Here is a 16,339-nt window from a genome sequence, read left to right as displayed (position 1 = left end):
GATACTTGACTGATGGTTTGGAATGATTCACGCATGGCCTCCGCACATGAAATGGCATGCGTGAATCTACGCACTACCGGGTAAGATTTCCTAATTAGGCAACGATGCCTCGCTCGGTAAGATATTAGGCTAGGTAACTCGAGTCATTGACGCGTCTCACCCATGATGATATACTTCACCCGTTCCTTGTTATGAGTTTCAGCGACGACAATCCTCAAAACATGATTGCCGAGGACATTGCGGTGCAACTGTGTCTTCTAGCAGTTTCCTGTTTGTACCGTAGCCATCCTAGGCGATCCTGCTTTGGCGCCTTACCGAAGATCGCCACGCCTTCGCTTACACCCCCGTAGGCGATTAGAGCGGATAGCAGCAGGCAGCCGCGCCTGCCGTCTCCCCCAGGCAATCCCTTCGCTTTCGCAAGTGGGTTGCCGTGAAACTTCCCTTCCCGTGTAATCAAGCACGTCTACCTTGAAGTGTAGGTAGGCATCATCTGTGAAAATATATATTCACGCGCGCTTGAGAGCTGAAACATCGAGGCCTGGACTGTCGTTCAGTGCGAGCGGCGCGGCCACGGAATGCCGAGGCAATTTCGGGCGCTTTTTCGAGCAATCTGGCGAAACACATTGGACATGACTGCAAAAACCTATAGGCTTCGCAAAAGCAGATTGGTTCAATATTCACCTGTCTTTTACGGCTGGGTGGTCTGTTTCGTGGCGACGCTGGGGCTGATTGCTACGGCCCCGGGACAGAGTTTTTCCGTTTCACTGTTCATCGACCACTACATCACCGACTTTGGCCTTGACCGCACAGCCGTTTCCGGATTGTATGGTCTCGGGACCTTTCTAGCGGCGCTTTCGCTGATTTGGGTCGGTAAACAAATCGACCGGCATGGTAACCGCCGCATGAGCATCATTATCACTATATTGTTTGCCGCTGCGCTGGCGGGCAGTTCGCTGATAAGCGGCCCTTTTACAATTTTGCTGAGTTTCATTGCGATTCGAGGACTGGGGCAGGGAGCATTGTCGCTGGTGAGTTCGACCGCTATCGCGCAGTGGTTTAGGCGCCGCCGCGGCTGGGCGATGGGACTATCGCTGCTGGCGTTTGCCCTTTTTCAAAGAGTTTACCTGCCGTGGATGCAGAGTTTTATCGAAGCGTATGGCTGGCGTGCTGCCTGGCTGCTGACGGGTGCCAGTATAGCTTTTATCGTCATGCCTTTGCTGGCTGTTTTTCTGCGTAATCGGCCCGAAGAGTTCGGATTGCTGCCGGATGGATTGCCCGTCAGCCGAATCAGCGAAGATGCAGCTATGGAGGAAAACTGGCAGCTAAAGGAAGCGATGCAGGCACCCCTCTTCTGGGTTTTTACGGTGGCGAGAGTACTCGCTGCGGCCTGGGGCACAGCCTTGATCTTTCACCAAGCGTCGTTGTTTGCCAGCCTCGGTCATTCTCCTGCCGTCGCCGCAAACACCATCGCGTTGACGGCACTGACGACCGGCGGTGTTATCCTTATCGCTGGCTGGTTCGTCAATCGCGTGCGTCCAAACTACTTGGTTGGCGTGCAGATGGCCGGACTAGCTGCCGCAACTGCATTGACCCTTATTATGACTGAACCGTGGCTCCTGTTTCTGTATACCATTGCTTACGGCATCTTCTCGGGTGCGGGTACGTTATTTGACGGCACGGTGTGGGTCAACCTTTTCGGGCGTAAATACCAGGGAGAGATCCGGGGATTTGTGACGATGACCGGCGTGTTAGGCTCGGCCTTCGGTCCACTGGTGTTCGGCGTGGCCTATGACTATCTGGGTGGATATCGGCCGGCAATCTGGTTGGGGATTGTCCTGGCCATGTCCGCATTGGCGGCTGCGCTTCGGGTAGAACCACTGACTAAGCGCAAGGCAGTGTGAGCGCTCCATTGGTGTCGGGCGCAGAAGGAACTGATTGTGCGTCCGCATTGATTTTGGCGCGGATTGCTGTCGGCTGCGACAGTACGCGCGCTGCACTATGCCGTTGAAGATTGTCCTCAGTTTCGGTACACTGTAAATCCCCGTCACTATTAAGGTGCGGGCGGAGTGCCGATGCGGAGGCGACGCTGGCGGGCCGCCAGACCGCGATCATGCCCGTCAGCGCGAACCCCGGACATTTGCAAAGGCACGCAAGGATAATATCTGTGCGGATTCTCACGTTCAATATTCGTGAAGGCGCTGTCGGTCGCGGCCTCGCTGTGCTGCAAAGCCTCCGTAATGCTGCGCCGGATGTGATCGTGCTGCAGGAAGTGCTTGACCGGGCAAACGCCTGGTACTTTGCCGATGCGCTTGACATGTCGATGGTCTTTGCGGACAGCAATGCCCGCACCCGTAACATTGCGCTGTTGACTCGCAACACGATCTTAGCTGCGGAGGCATTTCATCCGTTTCCGCTCTTGCGCACGCTATTGCAGGTATCTCTCCAGGTACCCCGTGCGCCGCACATTAACGTGTTCGGTCTGCATCTGGGCATGATTCACGATTTGTGGCGCACCTACGAACTATCGGTCATCGAGCGCCAGATAGCGGCTTACAGTGCGGCTCATCCGGCTGCCCTGACCGTGCTCGCGGGCGATTTCAACGCGACTGCGCCTGGCGACCATGTTTCTCTCAAGAAGTTGTCTCGCCTGTACGCGGCGATCTTTGCAGTCCAGTTTCGTTACTCGTCGCGGCTGGCGGTGCGCAGGATGATGCGGGCCGGTTACGTTGATTGCTATCGCATGTGTAACCCTCAATCAGAGGGTTTTACATTTCCAAGCAATTGCCCTAGCGCGCGAATCGACTACTTCTTTGCCTCTGGCAGATTGACAGGCAGTCTTCGTCGTTGTGATGTGGCTCAAGCGGAGGCTTCAGAGGTCACCTCAGATCACTTGCCACTCGTTGCCGAATTTGACTTCTAACCGTTCTTTGATTTTAGCCGTTAGCTTGCGATCGCATTGGTGTACGTCTCACTGTGGATCAAACGGACGTGGTTTGCGGCGCGCAGCCGCTAAATCTTGCCCTGTCGCTTGAGGTTGAAGTAACAGATGACGCCGACGGGGATCGGCAGCCAGAACGAGATAAAGCGGAACAGCAGCGTCAGCGCGGCGGCCTGCAGCGCCGGTAGCCCGAGCCCGGCCAGCACGCCAAGCAGCGCGAACTCCATCGCGCCCGCTTCGCCCGGCGTCGGCGCGATTAGTTGCGCGTAATACGCGATTATGTAAGCGGCGACGATCAGCGGCGCGGACATTGGTATCTGTAACGCTTGCGCGACCACGATCAGCGTGACGACGTCGGCCGCCAATCCGCCGGCCTGAAACACGAAGGCGCGCGCCAGCCCGCCCGGCTGCCCGAACGAGGCGCGCGTGCCCGCCGCCAGTTCGCCGGCGAACTGGCGCGACGCGTCGGGGTGAAACCACCCGCTGCGCAGCACCATCGGCAGCCGCCGCGCCAGCGCCACCCGCAGGATCCGGTGTATGCGCTCGTTGCGCGCGATCAGCCCGTGCATGCCCGTGACAACGAGGAAGACCGCCGCCCAGACCAGCGCGGCGACCTGAGTCCAACCCGACGCGGACTGAAAATACGCGACGACACCGCCCGCGCACAGCGCCAGGCTGGTCAGCCCGCCCAATGCAATCGCGTGCCGGACAAGGAATGGTGCGCGCGCCTGCACAACTCCCAACACCCGCTGGAAAATTCGCTCCGGCAGACCCGGATACAGCCCCAGCGCGATCTGCACCGCCGCCGCGCCAATCACCACCACCGTCCAGCCGAGCGCGAGCCAGAGCCGCGCGCCCTCCAGTTCGCTGCGTGACCAGAGCACGGAGACCCCGACCAGATAGGTGACAAATAGCGCCGCGCCGCTCAGGACGTTATGGGTGATGAATAGCGCCAGCGTGCGTCCGGCCGAGAGGCCATGCCGCAGGAAGAACTGCATGCGCACGATGAACGCCATCGCGCCGCCCAGCGAGAAGATGCGGCTGAGCGCGTACGAGGCCAGCATCATCTGCGCCGTGTCGGCCGGCGGGATCGTGCGCCCGAGCAGCTTGGCGATCTGCCGCACGACGAGCCCGAAGCCGATGTAGCGGAGCGTCTCGAGCGCCAGCGCGAGCGCCAGCAGCTCCGGCCGCGCGGTCTGCAAAAGCGGCGCCAGCCGGTCGCGGTCGCTGCCCAGAAACTGCGGCAGCACGACGCCGATGGCGAGGATCGCCAGAACGAGGTACAGTGTGCCGCTGATCAACTGCCCGCGGTGGCTGGCGGGTGCAGGCGGCGTGAGGATCTGCTCGGTCACCGGTTACGGGCGCGCAGGGAGTGCGCCGCTCACTCCAATTCCACGAACAACTCGCCGTAATCGACCACGCCCCATAGTGACGGGGCCAGCCGACGCAGTTCGTAGCGCTCGCCGTTGCCGAGCCCGTCCCACAGGAAGCGCAGGGTCGCCGTGCCGCCCGCGCCGTACTCGATGGCGCGCGCGGCCGGGCACAGGTCCTCCTGCCACCAGTCGGTGCGCAGGTCCTGCGCGCGGTAGTCGGCCTCGACCTGCGCGTAGCGCTCGCGGGTCACGAACTTGATCGGCATCGGGTAGCCCGTGCCGATCTCCGGCTCGCCGGGGTCGGACACCAGGATCAGCACCGGTTCGCGGTCGTAGCGCGGCACGGTCGCCAGCCGCAGGCACGCCAGCCGGATGGCGCGCGCGTCGGGCGCGCCGGCCTCCACGCCGTAGAAGGCGCGCAGGAAGTCGTGGCCGTCATTGCGCTGGGCCAGCGTCACCGCCAGCCGCTTGAGCAGGTGTCGCCAGGCAGGCACCTCGGTCAGCGACTTGGCCGCGTCCCACTCGGTCGTCAGGAGCGCCTGCGCCCCCGCCAGTCCGAGTCGGCCGATGACATCGTCGGGCTTGATCGCGTATGAGTTGCGCTTCAGCAGATCGACAAACTGCGCGTCGCTTAACTGCTCGAACTCTTTGCGGCGCTTGTCGTTCTCACGCTTCTGTAGAAATGACTTGAACATAGTTGGTCGTGCGGCGAACCAGGCCGGACTTCAATATTACGTGCGGCTGCGGAAGATTCAAAAGGCACGCAAACGCCCGCCGGCCAGAAAAACCCTTCGGGTCTTGAAGACCCGAAGGGTTTAACATTCAGACTCGCCGGCCGTACGGCCCTTCGCGGAAGACCCACCAGCGCGGCGCGTGCGTCACCACTTTGCCGCCTTCCGTGATCGGCTGCGTCGACTCGCTGCCCGGCTCGCCGATATGCACTTCCAGCACGTGGTCGCAGTCGCACTCCGGGCAGTTCGTGTCCGGCGGCACGACAAACGTATTCAGGCACCGCACGCACTTGTACAGAACGCGTTCGCTCATGGCATGTCCTCCCATCGTGCTGTTGAGACCCGCGTTCATCATAGCCGAGGCATGTATGGGTGTCAATCGCCGCATTCGCCAGTGCTCATTTGGGTCTCCTCCCGCCCTTTGCTATAATGCTTCTCTAAAGGCGACGACAGAGAGAGTACGCGCGCGGATACGGACAGGGAATGGCGGCCACCGACTGAGAGCCGCCGCACGCACTCCCGCGCGGAAGTTCACTCCCGAGCCGACGGCTGAACGCGATCATTCGCTGCGTAGGCCGCTCCGCCCTCCCGGCGTTAACGGGCCAAAGCGGCATATCCGCTCAAGCGGCGTGCCAGATGGGTGGTACCACGGGTGCAAACGCTCTCGTCCCTATTCGGGGCGGGGGCTTTTTTTGTTTATCCACCAAGTCACACGAAGTAACACAAATAGAATCCGCGAATCTCGCGAATGAACGCGAATAGATTCTCTTGGTGTTCCTTCGTGGACAAAAGAAAGATTCGCGTTATTCGCGGATAACTTAGTCGGAGAGGTGTGTGTATGTCATCTGCCATTGAAACCCTACGCAGCGAAGCGCTGTCGTCGCTCGCGGCGATGGCCGACCTGGCCGCGCTCGATATGTGGCACGTCACCGTGCTCGGGCGCAAAGGCTCGCTGACCGGCCTGCTCGGCACGGTCGGCACCCTGCCGCGCGAGGAGCGCCCCGCGTTCGGACAGGCGGCCAACGCGCTCAAGCGCGACCTGGAGGCGGCCTACGAGGCGCGGCTGTCCGACCTGAAGGCGCAGGCGCTGCAGGACGCGCTGCAGAGCGCCCGCGTTGACGTCACGCTGCCCGGCGTGCCGACCACGTCCGGCCGCCTGCACCTGAGCACGCAGACCCTGCGCGACGTCTATCGCGTCTTCGGGCAGATGGGCTTCCAGGTCTACCGCGCGCGCGAGGTCGAGACCGACGAGGTCAACTTCCAACTGCTCAACATCCCGCCGCACCACCCGGCGCGCGACATGCAGGACACGCTCTACACGACGACGCCGAACGTCATCCTGCGCACGCACACCTCGCCCGGCCAGATTCACGCCATGCGCGAGTACTGCCCGCAGCCAATCCGCGTCATCCTGCCCGGCCTCGTTTTCCGCAACGAGCAAGTCACGGTGCGCAGCGAGTTCATGTTCCACCAGGTCGAGGGGCTCGCCGTCGGCCGCAATCTGACGATCGCCGATCTCAAAGGCGTCTTCACCGAGTTCGCACGCATGATGTACGGCGAGGACCGCCGCGTGCGCTTCCGCGGCAGTTACTTCCCGTTCACGGAGCCGAGCATCGAGGTCGATATGGACTGCATGCTCTGCGACGGCAAAGGCTGCCGCGTCTGCAAGCACACCGGCTGGCTGGAGATCGCCGGCGCGGGCATGGTGCACCCGGTCGTTCTGCAGAACGGCGGCTACGACCCGGCCGTCTTCTCCGGCTTCGCGTTCGGCATGGGCGTCGAGCGCCCGGCCATGTTGAAGTACGGCATCGACGACATCCGTTACTTCTTCTCGAACGACATCCGGTTCCTGGAACAATTCTAACAGCAAGTGAACAGTCAACAGTTCAGTGGCTGCCGCTCGTACCCAACGCGTCTCGCTAATCACTGTTCACGGTTTACTGTTCACTGTTCACTTTCTGCCTTCTGACTGCTGACTACTGAATACTGTCTTCTGCCTACTGGAGTCTCTCATGCGAGTACCGCTTTCGTGGCTTAAAGAGTTCGTGGATATTACCGTCTCGCCGACCGAACTGGCGTTCCGCCTGACCGTCGCCGGCGCGGAAGTGAGCAAGGTCGATTACATCGGCGTCGCGCCGTCCGTGCCGAACGCCTGGGGTATGAACGAGAACATCGGCCTGGCCTGGGAGCCCGACAAGATCAAGATCGCGCAGATCGTCGAGGTCATGCCGCACCCCAATGCCGACCGCCTCGTGCTGGCCGATGTGGACTACGGCGCGCCCGCGCTGCACCGCGTCGTTACCGGCGCGCCCAACATCTTCTATCTCAAGGGCCAGGGTAGGCTCGCGAATGGCCCCAAGGTCGTCTTCGCGATGGAAGGCTCGAAGCTGTACGACGGTCACGCCGAGGGCCAGAAGCTGATGACGCTCAAGCCGTCGAAGATCCGCGGCATCCCGTCCACCGCGATGGTCTGTTCCGAAAAGGAGCTTGGTCTCTCGGAAGAGCACGAGGGCATCATCCTCCTCGACTCCGATGCGCCGGTCGGCATGCCGCTGTCCGAGCACATGGGCGATGTCGTCCTGCACATCGAGATCCTGCCGAACATCGCGCGCTGCCAGTCGATCATCGGCGTCGCGCGCGAGGTCGCCGCGCTGACCGGCGTTCCGTTCAAAGGTACGACCAGCGGCCGGCTTGGCTCGCGCGCCCTGTCGGTGCTGGCCGGCGACAGCTCCTGGGCGAACATTCGCATCGACGCCGTGGACCTCTGCCCGCGCTACTCCGTTGCGCTCGCGCGCGACGTCAAGACCGCGCCGTCGCCGGAATGGCTGCAGCGCCGCCTGCGCCTGTCCGGCATCCGCGCCATCAGCAACATCGTCGACATCACCAACTACGTCATGCTCGAATGGGGCCAGCCGCTGCACGCCTTCGACTACGACAAGCTGTCTGCCCGCGCGGGCGGCGCATCGCCGACGATCACCATGCGCCGCGCACGCGACGGCGAGCACATGTTGACACTGGACAACGTGGACCGCGCGCTGGGCGCCGATATGCTGATGATTACCGACACGACCGGCTCAATCGCCGTGGCGGGCATCATGGGCGGCGCGGAGACGGAGATCGACGGCCAGACGCGCAACGTCCTGCTGGAAGCGGCGAGCTTCAACTTCATCAACAACCGCAAGACCGCGACGACGCTCAAGCTGCCCAGCGAGGCGACCGCCCGCTTCGGGCGCGGTGTGCCGCCCGCGCATACGATCCCGGCCGCCGAGCGCGCCGGCGAGTTGATGCGCCAACTGGCGGGCGGCACGGTCGCGCCGGAGATCGCCGACGCCTATCCCGGCCGCGCCCCGGCCACGATCATCCGCTTCAACCCGTCGGAGATCAAGCGCCTGCTCGGCGTCGACCTTCCGCTCGAGCGCATCCGTGCCATCCTGCACTCGCTCGACTTCGCGACCGCGTCGGACGGCGCTGAACTCGTCGTCACGGTGCCCGAGCACCGGCTCGACGTGGCGATCCCGGCCGACATCGTCGAGGAGGTCGCGCGCGTGGTCGGCTACGACCAGATTCCGCCGACGCTCCTGCACGACGAACTGCCGCCGCAGCGCCGCAACCTGGCGCTGGAACTCGACGACCGCCTGCGCGACACGCTGGCCGCCGCCGGCCTGCAGGAGATCATCGCCTACTCGCTGACGACCGTCGAGCGTGAGTCGCTGCTCACCCCCGACCCGACCGAGGCCGACCTCGACCCGGCATCGTACGTCACCATCGCCAACCCGATCAGCCCGGAGCGGCGCGTCATGCGCCACACGCTGATGGCCAGCATCCTCGACACCCTGCGCGACGCGCTGCGCCACCGCGAGCGGGTGCTGCTGTTCGAAATCGGCCGGGTCTACCTGCCACAGGCGGGCAGCAACCTGCCGTCGGAGCAGCGCCGCCTAAGCATCGCGCTGGTCGGGCCGCGCGCGCAGACATCGTGGCTGGCCGGCGCCGGTTCGCCGCGCCTCGACTTCTTCGACCTGAAGGGCATCGTCGATGCGCTGGCGCGCGAGTTGAGCCTGCCGGAGGTGCAGTACGTTCCGTCGGAAAGCCCGTCGCTGCACCCGGCGCGCTCGGCCGTGCTGATCGCCGGCGAACGGCGCATCGGCGTCTTCGGCGAGGTGCACCCGCGCGTCCGCGAGCACTTCGACTTCCCGTCCGACCCGGTCTGTGTGGCGGAACTGGACATCGAGGCGCTGCAGGAACTGGCCGGCCCCAAGCGCTTCAAGTCGCTGCCGCGCTTCCCGGCGATGCGCGAGGATATCGCGATCGTCGTCGACGAGGAGACGCCCGCCGCGCGCATCCAGTCACTGATCGAGGAAGCCGGCGGCTCGATGCTGCGCTCCGTCGCGCTGTTCGACCTCTACCGCGGCGAGCGGCTCGGCGCGGGCAAGAAGTCACTAGCGTACGCGCTCACTTACCAGCACGACGAGCGCACGCTGACCGACGACGAGGCGGCCAAGATTCGCGCGCGCATCATCAAGAAGCTGCAGGACGCCGCCGGGGCCGAGTTGCGCGCCTGACGGTGCGCGCATAGCACGGAATAACGGCAATAGAGCGGTTTCCTGGCCAGTTGATGGTACCAACACGCCGCACCGTCACTCCGGCGAAAGCCGGAGTCCAGGATTGTGGTCTGGATGCCGGCTTTCGCCGGCATGACGGCCTGGTTGCGACTGACGTCACGCGCCATCCATCGATCTGGAATCTGCTCTAAAACCACGAGCCCTTGAGTATCAATGTACTCAAGGGCCCGTCTATTTCGCCTGCTTGTTCCCTGATCCCTGTCCCCTGATCCCTGCGCCCTGTTCCCTGACACCTGCCCCTTGTTACCTTTTTCTCACTTGACGCCGCCTGCCGATGACCGCTATACTGCCGCACAAGAACGGCGCGCCGGCGCATCCGGCAGAAAGCGGTCGCCATGAGCATCAATTGGCTGGATATCGTAATTCTTCTATTCCTGTTCGTCGGCATGTTCCTGGGGCTGTGGCAGGGCGGCATCCGCTACATCCTCGCGCTGGGCGGCTTCTATGCGGGCATCGTATTGTCCAGCCGGCTCTACAGCGTCGTGTCCACTAAACTGCTGGAACTGTCGCCGCGCACGATCCCCGCCGTGTCCGACGTGCTGGCCTTTTTTGTGCTGATGTTCGTATTCGGCATCGTGCTGACGCTGCTGTTCATGGACATGCTGCGCGGCTACACCGACCGGCCGGTGGGCGGCCTGGGGCACATGACCGGCGCGGTCGTCGGTCTCGCCATCGCGGTCATGCTGATCGCCATTAGCCTGGTCGCGCTGCGCTTCATGACCAACACCTCGTGGGGCGCCAGCGGCGACGGCTGGCGCATCGAACTGGTGGGCGTGCTCGACCGCTCGCTGTTTCTGCCCGTCTTCCGCTCCGTTATTCCGGTCCTCATGCAGGGCATCCGGCTCGGGGGCGGCAGCCTGCCGCCACTCTTCAGCGCGGAACTGGGCGCCTAACGCCGCGCATCCGGCATGGCACTGTTCGCGCTGGGGGCGGTGCTGGCGACGGCGTTTGTCCACGCCTTCTGGAACCTGCTCGTCAAGCAAAGCGAAAACAAGGCGGCGTTTCTCTACTTCTCGGTCATCATCTCGATTGTCGTCTTCCTTCCGGTGGCGGTGCTCAGCACGCCGCCATGGGTCATCCCCGACCTGCTGCCGGTGCTGGCCGTCACCGGCGTCGCCGAGACGATCTACATGGTCGCGCTCACGAAAGCGTACGAGCACGGCGACCTCTCGATGGTCTACCCGCTGGCGCGCGGCTCGCCGCCGCTATTCGTTACGCTCTGGTCGGTGCTGGTTGCGGGCGACTACCTGCCGCCCGCCGGCTACCTCGGTATCGCGCTGATCGTGGTTGCAATCTACCTGACGACGCTGCCGTCGCTGTCGGACTGGTGGAAGCCGATCAAGTCGCTGGAGCAGGTCTCGTCGCGCTGGGCGCTGCTGAGCGGCCTCTGCATCGCCACGTACACGCTGGCCGACCGGCAGGGCGTGCGCCTGATCGACCCGAAGATCTACAACCTGTACGTCTACCTGGTCATGGCGCTCGGCTTCACGCCGTACTTCCTGCTCTCGCGCTACCGGCTGACGGCGCGCCCGACCTGGAACGCGAACTGGGTCGGCATCATCGGCACCGGCATCGTCAGCATCTCATCGTACATGATCATACTCTGGGCGCTGACGGTTGCGCCGGTCAGCTACGTCAGCGCCATCCGCGGCACCGGGGTCATCATCGGCGCGTTCTACGGCTGGCGCCTGCGTCACGAGCGGCTCGGCGCGCCGCGCGCGCTGGGCGCCGCGCTCTTCGCGCTCGGCATCGTCAGCCTGGCGCTGGGGGGATGATGTGAAGCGTGTGGCGCATGCGGAATATCGCCACGCAGAAGGCTTATCGGACTCGCGGCACTCCAAAATGCGAACCCACTGATTCAGGTGATAGATCGAAGTCATCCAGCCCCGGTGAAGGGGCCAGCACATAGAGAAGTCCCCCGTCTGTCAGGGGCTGAATCTGCCAGTTAGGCGCCGACAGTATTTTGTCTCGGCCAATCGCCTCGACGTAGGCGTGCCCGAAGAAGTTGGCCCAGTAGAGCGCTGGCAGTTTTAGCGTTTCAACATCCTCAAAAGCGGTGTGTTCTCCATGATCGAAATCACACCATCCGAATGTCGGGCGCAGCAGGTCGTAAAGCCGAGTGCCGATGCTCAAGATCTCTCGTGCATAGGCCTCGCCATCGTATTCGTCTCGCCAGAAATAGGCCGTACTGCTCGTGCTGGCCACAATCCACGCGCGGTTTGACCCGCCCATCTCCGCGCTGTTCCAAGCCACATGCTGGTCGATGCTGAAATCCAGATCGTCGTGGTGTGCGAGAAAATAGCAACTGCGCGTCTCTTCGGCTGCCTCGACGGCTCTCGTGACCAAATCTGGGGCGTTGCTCCATTCCAGGGGTTGCCCCGCGACATTGAAGGAAGCGATGCGAAAGTGTCGCGATTGGTACAGCGCGACAAGTTGCCGGATTATTCCGCGCATCTGTAATCGGTGCGAATCAAGGAATCGGATTTCCAGCGACTCAGCCATTGGTTTCGCCTTACGTGATCTGATAGATCGTCATGCCGGCATGGTGTTAGCCGGCATCCACTGTCTCCATAGCCAGCGTCACCCTTTTTGAGTGGATTCCGGCCAAAAACGTGCCGGAATGACGGTCTGTCTGGCCATGCGATCCCGACACTTTTGCGGTATACCCTCGCGATTGTCGTCGCACATGGCGTAGCTTCGGCCTGTTGGCGCACATTGACACCCCTCGTTAGTTCGGGTAACTTTAGAGGCGCGGTCTCGTGCCGCCTTATCCCGCTCGCAAGGAGCTATTATGCCCGCCACTCCGCTCGAGTTCGGCTGGGTCGTCCAGCCGGTGCCGATGACGGCGCCCTACAACGACTCGGCACAGCGTTCGATCCGTGCCAATAACAAGCGATTCATGGACCTGCTCAGTCCGCACTTCAAGAGCGCGTGGCTGGAAGACCATTTCCAGTGGCTGCCCAAGCCTGGGGCGTCGAACGACACGCTCGAAGTCATGACGCACATGGCGTACCTGATGGCGCAGTACCCGAGCCTCAAGTTCGGCACGCTTGTGCTCGGCCAGTCGTACCGCAACCCGGCCCTGCTCGCCAAGATGACCGGCACGCTGCATTACCTGTCCGGTGGCCGCTTCATCATCGGCATCGGCGCGGGCTGGAAAGAGGACGAGTACCGCTCCTACGGCTACGACTATCCCGCGCCCGGCGTCCGCACGCGCCAACTCGACGAGTACACGCAGATCCTGAAGCTGATGCTCACGCAGTCGCCCGCCTCGTTCGAGGGCAAGTATTACACGATCAAGGACGCCTACAACGACCCGTTGCCCGATACGCCGGTCACGCTGATGATCGGCGGCAGCGGCGAGCGCGGCACGCTGCGCACCGCCGCGAAGTACGCCGATTGGTGGAACTTCCCGTGGCGCTCCGTCGAGGAGTTCAAGCAGAAGATCGACGTGCTGCACGCGCATTGCGCCGACGTCGGCCGCGACCCCAATGAGATTACGCTGTCGATCTGCCTGATGGTCAGCCTCTCGAACGACCCGGAGAAAGCCGCCAAGCACGCGGTGGGCAACTTCCCAGTGCTTAAGGGCAACGCCGACGATGTCACGCGCCAGTTGGAGCCGTACGTCGCGGCCGGCGCGCGCCAGATTCAGATCCGCTTCCGCGATTACCCGAGCACCGAAGGCGTGGAGTTGTTCATCGAGAAAGTGCTGCCCCGCTTCCAGTAGATTGGCGTCATCCTGAGCGCGAACGCAGTACGCTGCATATTCAATGCTTTTCGCGCGCGAAGGATCTGAAGCCTAAGCGCAGTCTGGCGCAACGATATGAATAACCCTTCGCGTCTGCCAGACCCAAAGGGTTTGGATGTGTAACATGACCAAACTTCGCATCGGCATCATCAGCACCGCCCGCATCGGCGAGCGGCGCGTCATCCCGGCGATGCAGCAGTCGTCCAACGTCGAAGTCACCGCCGTTGCCAGCCGCGACCTGCCGCGCGCGCAGGCGTTCGCCGCGCAACTCGGCATCCCGAAGGCGTATGGCGCCTACGAAGCGCTGTTCGCTGACCCGGACGTGGACGCCGTCTACAACCCGCTGCCCAACTCGATGCACGCGGAGTGGACGATCAAGGCGGCGCAGGCCGGCAAGCACGTCCTGTGCGAGAAGCCGTTCGCGTCCAACACGGCCGAGACCGACACGATGATCGCTGCCTGCGCCTCACATAAGGTCGTCCTGATGGAAGCGTTCATGTACCGCTTCCACCCGCAGAACGAGAAGGCGATGGCGTTGATTCGCTCCGGCGCGATCGGCAAAGTGCAGATGGTGCGCGCCGTCTTCAACTTCCAGATCGCGTCGGAGACGAATATCCGGCTGAACGCGGGCCTGGCCGGCGGCGCGTTGATGGACGTCGGCTGCTACTGCGTCAATGCCGCGCGCACGCTCGCCGGCGCGGAGCCGGTGCGCGTCTCGGCGCTGGCGCAGTTCGGCGCGGCCAGCCGCGTCGACGAGACGCTGATTGGCGCATTGCAGTTCCCGAGCGGCGCGTACGCGTCGATCGCGTGCAGCTTCCGCACGCCATACCGCACGCACTACGAGGTCATCGGCGAGCGCGGCCGCATCGAGTTGCCGCAGCCGTTCACCACCAACAATCTGCCGACGCGCGTGCTCCTGCACGACCGTGACGACCACACGCAGGCGTTCGAATTCCCCGCGCTCGACCAGTACACGCGCATGTCCGAGCACTTCGCCCGCGTCGTGCTGGACGGTGAGCCGCTGCGCTACCCGCCGTCCGAAGGCCGCGCGCAGATGCGCGTGCTCGATGCGCTGTACGAGTCGGCGCGCACTGGTCGCGCCGTCGATCTCTCCTGAGCGAGTTGGCCCGATGCAAACGCCCGCCGGCACCGAGTGTAAATACTACTACGAGGACTTCCACCGCCGCGCCTGGCAGGAGTGCCGGCTCGTCCTGCGCAACCCGGAGTCGCGCAACTGGTCGCCCGACCTGTGCGCGAAGTGCTCGGTGCCCCAGATCCTCGCCAGCAACGCCTGCCCGCACCTGCTGCTCAAAGCCACGGTTGAGACGCGCTTTGTGCTCCTACGCCACGTGCGCGTCGACGCCTACTGCGACCACAAGCAGGCGCCGGTCGCCGAGCCGCGCGTCGGCTGCGGCGAGTGCGCGCGGCTGAACCGGTAGCCGCATGCGCCTCACACACGTCGGCATCACTAACTTCAAAAACTACGCGCGCCTGGAGATCGATCTGCCGGCGGGTGCGATGGTGGTGCACGGCGACAACGCGCAGGGCAAGACCAGCCTGCTCGAAGCGATCTACTACCTGGCCAACGGGCGCAGTTTCGGCCCGCAGACCGACACGCAACTGATCAACTGGGTCGCCCAGCAGAGCGGCCTGGCCTATGCGCGGCTGACCGCGCAGGTGCAGCGCGCCGCGCCCGCGCCGCTCGCGCAGTTGGAGATTGTGCTCAGCCTGGAGCCGGCCGCCGGCGTCAATGGCAGCGGCGCGGACGGCGGCACGCGCCTGCGCAAGAGCCTGCGCGCCAACGGCGCCGCTCAGCGCGCGCTCGACTGGATCGGCAAGCTGAATGTCGTGCTGTTCGTGCCGACCGACCTGGAGATCGTCACCGGGCCGCCGTCGCAGCGGCGCGCCTACCTCGACCACATGCTGGCGCAGGTCGATCTGCGCTACGCCGAAGCGCTGGCGACTTATACGAAGGTCTTGCAGCAGCGCAACCAGCATCTCAAGCAGTTGCAGGAGCGCGGCCGCTCCGCCGAGTCGGTGCACATGTGGGACGATCAACTGGTCGCGCACGGCACCTATCTTGTTTTGCGGCGGCAGGAGGTGATGACCGCGCTCGATGAGCTTGTGCAGACGATCCACCCGCAGTTGACCGGCGGGCGCGAACGCCTGCGCCTGCTCTACCGCCCGAACCTCGACGTCGGCTCGCAGTTGGAGTTTCAGTTGCCGCTGGCGCTCGGCGCGGACTTCTCCGCCACTTTTCACCAGCCGCAGCTCGATCCCGCCGACGTCAGCGCGCACTTCTATCAGCGCCTGCTGGATGGCGAGCAGAAAGAGCTGGCGCAGGGCGTCACGCTGGCCGGTCCGCACCGCGACGAGATGCGTTTCCTCGTGGACGGCGTGGATATGAGCATCTACGGCTCGCGCGGCCAGCAGCGCAGCACGGCCGTTGGCCTGAAACTGGCGGAGATGGAGTTGATGACCCGCCGCACCGGCGAAGCGCCGATCCTGCTGCTCGACGATGTATTGTCGGAGTTGGATGAGAAGCGGCGCGCCTACCTCATCGGCCGCGTGGACGCCCACGAACAGACGATCATCACGACGTGCGATCTGGGCGAGTACGGCGGGCAGTTCAGCCGCCCCGTGCGCGCGTTGCATGTGCAGGGCGGCATCCTCCGCCGCGACGAAGCCAGTGAGCCGCGCCTGCAAAAGCGGTCAACGGATGCTGAACGGATGAACGGATAGCGCACTCACTATCCACTGATTCGTTGTCCATCCGTTGACACGGTGTACAGCAATTCTCAATTTGGCTTTGTACGGGTACTTTCCAATGCGGCTTGCGATGCGCTGGCCCTCAGGCGCTTGTCACGCAAGCTGGCCCGCCGAAAAAGTGGCGCTGCCCTCCCCCCGACCCCCTCCCAACTCCGTTGGGA

Annotated in this window: 14 protein-coding genes; 10 read left to right on the top strand and 4 right to left on the bottom strand. The window is 63.5% G+C overall.

The features are described from left to right. Nucleotides 1-629: 629 nt before the first annotated feature. Nucleotides 630-1,901, top strand: a complete 1,272-nt coding sequence (locus tag HZB53_03075) for an MFS transporter (protein ID MBI5876607.1) — start codon at nucleotides 630-632, stop codon at nucleotides 1,899-1,901. 263 nt (nucleotides 1,902-2,164) lie between these two features. Continuing rightward, a complete protein-coding gene (locus HZB53_03070; protein ID MBI5876606.1) occupies nucleotides 2,165-2,920 on the top strand; it encodes an endonuclease/exonuclease/phosphatase family protein in 756 nt (251 codons plus the stop codon). 89 nt (nucleotides 2,921-3,009) lie between these two features. Here HZB53_03070 and HZB53_03065 read toward each other — a convergent pair whose 3' ends face one another. The 3 genes from HZB53_03065 to HZB53_03055 form a co-directional block, all read right to left on the bottom strand. Then, nucleotides 3,010-4,290 (bottom strand): flippase-like domain-containing protein, encoded by a 1,281-nt coding sequence (locus HZB53_03065; protein ID MBI5876605.1) that lies wholly within the window; start codon nucleotides 4,288-4,290, stop codon nucleotides 3,010-3,012. A 29-nt stretch (nucleotides 4,291-4,319) separates the two neighbouring features. Then, nucleotides 4,320-5,006, bottom strand: a complete 687-nt coding sequence (locus HZB53_03060; GenBank protein ID MBI5876604.1) for a hypothetical protein — start codon at nucleotides 5,004-5,006, stop codon at nucleotides 4,320-4,322. Between the two features lie 127 nt (nucleotides 5,007-5,133). After that, complete coding sequence (locus HZB53_03055; protein MBI5876603.1) at nucleotides 5,134-5,355, bottom strand: hypothetical protein; 222 nt, start codon at nucleotides 5,353-5,355, stop codon at nucleotides 5,134-5,136. Between the two features lie 525 nt (nucleotides 5,356-5,880). Here HZB53_03055 and pheS point away from each other — a divergent pair. From pheS to HZB53_03035, 4 genes are all read left to right on the top strand, one after another. Further along, complete coding sequence (pheS, locus tag HZB53_03050; GenBank protein MBI5876602.1) at nucleotides 5,881-6,906, top strand: phenylalanine--tRNA ligase subunit alpha; 1,026 nt, start codon at nucleotides 5,881-5,883, stop codon at nucleotides 6,904-6,906. Between the two features lie 148 nt (nucleotides 6,907-7,054). Next, on the top strand, nucleotides 7,055-9,601 hold the full coding sequence (locus HZB53_03045; GenBank protein ID MBI5876601.1) for a phenylalanine--tRNA ligase subunit beta: 2,547 nt from the start codon (nucleotides 7,055-7,057) through the stop codon (nucleotides 9,599-9,601). A gap of 395 nt (nucleotides 9,602-9,996) precedes the next feature. Then, nucleotides 9,997-10,554, top strand: coding sequence for a CvpA family protein (locus HZB53_03040; protein ID MBI5876600.1), 558 nt, complete (start codon nucleotides 9,997-9,999; stop codon nucleotides 10,552-10,554). 15 nt (nucleotides 10,555-10,569) lie between these two features. Then, complete coding sequence (locus tag HZB53_03035) at nucleotides 10,570-11,436, top strand: EamA family transporter (protein ID MBI5876599.1); 867 nt, start codon at nucleotides 10,570-10,572, stop codon at nucleotides 11,434-11,436. 43 nt (nucleotides 11,437-11,479) lie between these two features. Here HZB53_03035 and HZB53_03030 read toward each other — a convergent pair whose 3' ends face one another. Further along, nucleotides 11,480-12,163 carry a hypothetical protein gene (locus HZB53_03030; protein MBI5876598.1) on the bottom strand — a complete coding sequence of 228 codons (684 nt, stop codon included), beginning with the start codon at nucleotides 12,161-12,163 and terminating at the stop codon, nucleotides 11,480-11,482. A gap of 289 nt (nucleotides 12,164-12,452) precedes the next feature. Between HZB53_03030 and HZB53_03025 the strand changes: the two genes are divergently transcribed. From HZB53_03025 to HZB53_03010, 4 genes are all read left to right on the top strand, one after another. Beyond that, complete coding sequence (locus HZB53_03025; protein ID MBI5876597.1) at nucleotides 12,453-13,388, top strand: LLM class flavin-dependent oxidoreductase; 936 nt, start codon at nucleotides 12,453-12,455, stop codon at nucleotides 13,386-13,388. Between the two features lie 145 nt (nucleotides 13,389-13,533). Further along, the gene (locus HZB53_03020) at nucleotides 13,534-14,526 is read left to right on the top strand and encodes a Gfo/Idh/MocA family oxidoreductase (GenBank protein ID MBI5876596.1); all 993 of its coding nucleotides are present in this window, start codon (nucleotides 13,534-13,536) and stop codon (nucleotides 14,524-14,526) included. A gap of 13 nt (nucleotides 14,527-14,539) precedes the next feature. Further along, nucleotides 14,540-14,848 (top strand): hypothetical protein, encoded by a 309-nt coding sequence (locus tag HZB53_03015; protein ID MBI5876595.1) that lies wholly within the window; start codon nucleotides 14,540-14,542, stop codon nucleotides 14,846-14,848. Between the two features lie 4 nt (nucleotides 14,849-14,852). Continuing rightward, nucleotides 14,853-16,151 carry a DNA replication/repair protein RecF gene (locus HZB53_03010; GenBank protein ID MBI5876594.1) on the top strand — a complete coding sequence of 433 codons (1,299 nt, stop codon included), beginning with the start codon at nucleotides 14,853-14,855 and terminating at the stop codon, nucleotides 16,149-16,151. Nucleotides 16,152-16,339: the final 188 nt, after the last annotated feature.

It is taken from the genome of Chloroflexota bacterium, from assembly GCA_016235055.1.
Classification (GTDB): domain Bacteria; phylum Chloroflexota; class Anaerolineae; order JACRMK01; family JACRMK01; genus JACRMK01.
Note: the sequence above shows the minus strand (reverse complement) of the source record. Positions and strands in the feature narration are given on the sequence as shown.